The 4,813-nt window shown below is 41.5% G+C and carries 5 protein-coding genes and 1 tRNA gene; 3 read left to right on the plus strand and 3 right to left on the minus strand.

All coding sequences use genetic code 11. The features are described 5' to 3' along the window. Nucleotides 1–106: 106 nt before the first annotated feature. The 3 genes from B2400_RS12435 to B2400_RS12445 form a co-directional block, all read right to left on the minus strand. Nucleotides 107–188, minus strand: a tRNA-Leu gene (locus tag B2400_RS12435). Between the two features lie 152 nt (nucleotides 189–340). Further along, nucleotides 341–856 (minus strand): hypothetical protein, encoded by a 516-nt coding sequence (locus tag B2400_RS12440; RefSeq protein ID WP_293933785.1) that lies wholly within the window; start codon nucleotides 854–856, stop codon nucleotides 341–343. 24 nt (nucleotides 857–880) lie between these two features. After that, nucleotides 881–2,050 carry an FN3 domain-containing metallophosphoesterase family protein gene (locus tag B2400_RS12445; RefSeq protein ID WP_293933788.1) on the minus strand — a complete coding sequence of 390 codons (1,170 nt, stop codon included), beginning with the start codon at nucleotides 2,048–2,050 and terminating at the stop codon, nucleotides 881–883. Between the two features lie 370 nt (nucleotides 2,051–2,420). On the opposite strand from B2400_RS12445, the gene B2400_RS12450 reads away from it, so the two are divergent. The 3 genes from B2400_RS12450 to B2400_RS12460 all read left to right on the plus strand — a co-directional run bounded on the left by B2400_RS12450 (nucleotide 2,421) and on the right by B2400_RS12460 (nucleotide 4,693). Beyond that, on the plus strand, nucleotides 2,421–2,831 hold the full coding sequence (locus B2400_RS12450) for a DoxX family protein (RefSeq protein ID WP_149525628.1): 411 nt from the start codon (nucleotides 2,421–2,423) through the stop codon (nucleotides 2,829–2,831). A gap of 18 nt (nucleotides 2,832–2,849) precedes the next feature. Continuing rightward, complete coding sequence (locus B2400_RS12455; protein ID WP_293933793.1) at nucleotides 2,850–3,374, plus strand: STM3941 family protein; 525 nt, start codon at nucleotides 2,850–2,852, stop codon at nucleotides 3,372–3,374. Between the two features lie 278 nt (nucleotides 3,375–3,652). After that, complete coding sequence (locus B2400_RS12460) at nucleotides 3,653–4,693, plus strand: IS110 family transposase (RefSeq protein WP_293933795.1); 1,041 nt, start codon at nucleotides 3,653–3,655, stop codon at nucleotides 4,691–4,693. Nucleotides 4,694–4,813 lie beyond the last annotated feature (120 nt).

The raw sequence follows: 4,813 nt of genomic DNA on the forward strand, positions 1-4,813 counted from the left end.
CCAAGAATTCAGCTTGATCCGAATTCAGCTTGATCCAAATAAATCCGCATATCGCTTATAAATCGCCCTGAAAAGCAAAAAGCTCAACTTTCGTTGAGCTTTTTTGTACCCAGGGCCGGGATCGAACCGGCACGAATTGCTTCATTGGTGTTTGAGACCAACGCGTCTACCAATTCCGCCACCTGGGCATATTCCGTTTTGGAATGATGCAAATATAGGGCTTCTACTCTATTCTGCAAAAATTAATTCACTCCAAGCCCTAAACTAACTGATTTTGAACTTATTTATTTTCAAATCACCCCAGCAAACACCCTTTCAAACACAGACCCCTCCCTCTCTTTTACATATTAATGCTATCATACGCCCAATGCAGCAGCGCTTGTCGCTGCTTCTTCCTACACATCAAATCGCCAAATTCACAATTCCCTTTCACCTGCGCGACATGCCTTGCCATCGCCTTCCAGCGCTTAATCTGTCGAGCATCATCTGCCGTTCTTCTGCCCATAAAATATCGGCAATACCATTGAAACCAACCTCTTGGGTCTTGCGGGTGGATCCATCCTTTCGCTTTCCAGACCGACAAAGGTTGAGACGCATGAACACCAAAAAAGTTAAGCTTCGCGTCGCCATGCGGGTTATCGCCAGTATAAAGCTTCGCTTCAGTAAACCAATCCTCCGGAAACTCCGCTCGGCAATCCGTCAAATACCTCCCGCCAAAAACACCTAGTGCTAGCATCTCTTTAGGACTCAACTGCGGATTAAACTCAGCATCAAATTCCTCACCCATCCTAGCCTGCAACTCGTAAGAATAACCACGCTGCATCCTATCATTCACCGTAATCCTAATAATCTCCATCAGCACAAAGATAACGCTAAAAACTTACCGTAACGGATTTAAGCTAATCTCATCCACCTGTTTACCTTGCTGATCGATTACTCTGAATACAGCCTTATCAGCCGTAATATCTGCCTTGATGATGTTTACATTAGAGTTTACCAATAAAGGAAACTGGATAGCTTGCGTTGGCAGTTGCTTCACATGGCGGTGCAAATGGCCGCTGATCATAATCTGTGCACCCGACTTATTCAATATCGGAACAAATTTACGCTCGATATCAATCGAACCATGCCAGCCTCCCATGGGCGGCATATGGCAGATCACAATCTTATACCTTGCATTCTTAAATGCCGGACTTTCCACCGCTCTTTCCAACCAAGCGGCCTGTTCCGTCCTATAGAAATCCATATCCACGATTCCAGCATATTCAATATCACTATCCGGTTTATCCTCGCCCCCGTCCAACACAATAAAGCAGGCCTCTCCTTGCGTAAACATATAATATAACTCCCCGGAACTCGTTGGAAAATACTTCGGATAAGCAACTGCAAACGGACCGCGAGTTTCATGATTACCACGAGAGAAATACATCGGCTTCTCGCTCGCGAACAGCTCCGTCGCCTTGTCCATAAAACCATTGAACATCTGATCTTCACTAATCAAAGCATCGACCATATCACCATTGAAAACGACAAAATCAGTCTTCGAAAGATCAACTTGCCCGATTAGATTGCTCAGCAAATCATTCTTGCCGTGAATATCATTTAAAATGGCGAATGAGACCTTGTCTGAAGGCTTAGGCGTAACAAAAGTTAATGCAGCCTTCGAATAGACGTCCGTCGCCACATAGTTACCATACTGAACCCGCGTTCCCTGATGGCTTAACACTTCCTGATTATAGACACGGTATCGGTATTTCGTCCCCGGTTTTAAACCCTTAATATCCACCTGATGAACAGTACCCACCGTTTTATAACCATACTTTGCAGCAAATAGCTTTGGCCTTGCTTCCGCATAAAAATGACTCTCATCGGCCGGAGCTAACTCTACCCAGGCAACAGCAGGCTTATTTGTTACCCATACAATGGATAACGAGCTATCGGTTAGCGCTTGAATATAGGGCTGATGACTGATACTGATCTTTTCCTGCGCAATTACTGATGCTGCAATTAATGATAAAAAAAGAGCAAAAATGTAGGTTGTTGGTTTCATGTTTAATAATTAGCGATTGTTATCGTTTTATTCTATTTTCTATTCTTCAATAATAAAGGGCAAAGAGCCCTCCTTACAATATAAGTTAAATTTAAAATTTTATTTAGTTTCAACCATCCTGTACTATATACCAACAGGACAAAACGTCTACTATACTCAAGAAAATTCCTGTTATGTAGCACTTCAACTATCATATTTATATAAATCGACTATGCTAACAATAAAAATAACAGGGATTTAGCATGATATCTGCTTAATCTTAATAATCAGCAGAAAGAATAAGATCACAAAGGAAAACAAAGAAAATTTCCACCTGTTTATTTCAACGAAAGCATCGTCAAAAGCAACATGATAAACCCTACAAATTGATATGATTGACCATACTTCCATAGGACTCCTAATTCTTCGATTTTTTATCGGAATTAGAGTGATATACGGTGTACTCGACAACGTACTGAGTTTCTCGCACATGAAAGAATTCGCTGGCTTTCTCTCTCAATTTGCATTCCCATTCCCGATGTTTTCCGCCATTCTTTCAGTCTATGTCCAACTGATTGCATCGATATTGATACTGATCGGTTGGAAAACAAGAATTGCCGCCGCATTCTTAGCCTTCAATTTCTTGATTGCATTAATCATGGTGCATTTCAAAAGCGGCGACAGCTTGGAAGCATTAACTCCGGCGCTCGCTATTTTTTGTATTGTTCTGGCGCTGATATTTACAGGAGCGGGGAAATACGCTATAGATAATCGTCAAATTACAACCCACAAAACAACATAAAACTAAAACCGTAAGAATATGAACGAAGTAACCATCCCCTACAGTGCAAAAAAGCAGAAAAACATGGCTCTCCTATTCCTATTGCTCGGAATTGCCGGCCTCGCCATCGGATACTATATTTTTTTTATTGAAACAAGAGTTTATCTCATAGGAAGAGTAGTGTCCATTTTTCTTATTCTTTTAGGATTCGGAGGATTCTTAAAACTAATTCTTGCCACTAAGAAGGCAACAGATGCAGCAATCGCGTTCTCGAAATTAGGGATCCAAGGCAACACGACTCCTGTTGCCAAAGCGGCGGGACTAATCGAATGGAGCGATATTGCCGAATACCAAATCGACGATAGATACATTCATATAGCACTCAAGAACCCGGAGAAATATGCGGAACGAATGAAGAGCTTCTTTGTTAGAGATACTTTTATGAAAGGGCAAAAAGGTGCTCTAGCGATATCTATTGCAGAAGTCGACGCGACTGAGGGTGAAATAGCTCGCTATGTTTACCAATTTATCAACAAATCGTTTCAACAAAAAGGATGGTCCTAGTAAAGAAAAGAGGCTGTCTCCTATGTTTGTGTCAAGCAAATGTAGGAGACATTTTTTGTTTTATAGATTTGCTGTATTTAGTGGAAAGAGGGAGAGCCTAGGGCTGTCTTAGTAGCTTTTTTAGCATACTGATTTTTAGATATGGCCTTCCTCTTTTTCGCTTCCTAAGACAGAACAGAATGTAAGGCGGAATTACAGTCCAGCTTGAATATCCATCAGGAGACAAGTCCAAGGGAAGTTTCACTATTGATTTTTCAGTATCACATCAAAAAATTAACATGAAAAAACTCAAGCAGGTCGTTGGCATTGACGTCGGTAGTAAGGAACTGGTCGTATGCTTTGGCAAAATCTTTTCCAATCTGGATAAAAAGCTGTGCCAATATGGTAATTTCCGAAACTCGGATAAAGGTTTGATAAAGCTTTACGAATGGGTACAGATCCATACTTGTGAGGATAGTCCTCTTCATTTTGTCATGGAGGCTACAGGCGTTTATCACGAAAAGCTAGCCTATTTTCTGGAAAGCAAGGGGTGCAATATCAGTATTGTCCTGCCAAACAAGATCAGCAACTATTTCCGTACCTTAGAGATCAAGACAATAACGGATAGTACCTGCTCGGAAGCTATCACCCTATTTGGCCTGGAGCGCAACCTGGAGTTGTGGCGCAAGCCAGACCCCACCTATAAGCGTTTGAAGCAGCTGACCCGGGAGAGAGACCAATTGGTACAGGAACGTACTGCTGTCAAGAACCAGCTACATGCAGAACAGGCAGAGGCAGAACCCAATGAAAACTCTATAGGACGGATAAAGGAACGCATAGCAGTACTGCAAAGACAGGAGAAGGAAATAATGACCGAGTTAAAGCTCATTGTTAAGGAGAGTTCCTTACTCAAAAAACAAACAGATAACCTGACCACAATCCCTGGAATTGGACTGCTGACAGCAGTAACAGTATTGGCAGAAACGAATGGATTTGAGATGATCCGAAATAAAAAGCAACTGGTAAGCTATGCCGGCCTAGACATAAAGGAAAAACAGTCCGGAACATCGATCCAGAGCAAACCTACCATATCCAAACGGGGCAACAGATACCTGAGAAAATCCCTTCATTTACCTGCATTGGCCGCCATAAGGCATGATGAACATTATTCTAATACATTTACAAGACTTGTTTCAAGAAATGGCATCAAAATGAAAGCAGCAGTAGCTGTGCAAAGGAAACTTCTAGAGCTGATGTTTATAATTTATAAAAACGAACAGCGGTATGATCCACAATACCATCTCCAAAAGTATCAGAACGAAAAAGTAGATACAAATTAGGGCGGCCAAAAACGGCTACCCTAAACAGGCTGGCAATAGACCGCCTAAAACCCGAAATTACAAAAAAAAGATAAAATTGACTTGTATTTTAACACAGAATCTAAAAAGGTCTCTTAAAGA

The sequence above is a fragment of the Sphingobacterium sp. UBA6645 genome (assembly GCF_002455685.1).
Classification (GTDB): Bacteria; Bacteroidota; Bacteroidia; order Sphingobacteriales; family Sphingobacteriaceae; genus Sphingobacterium; species Sphingobacterium hotanense.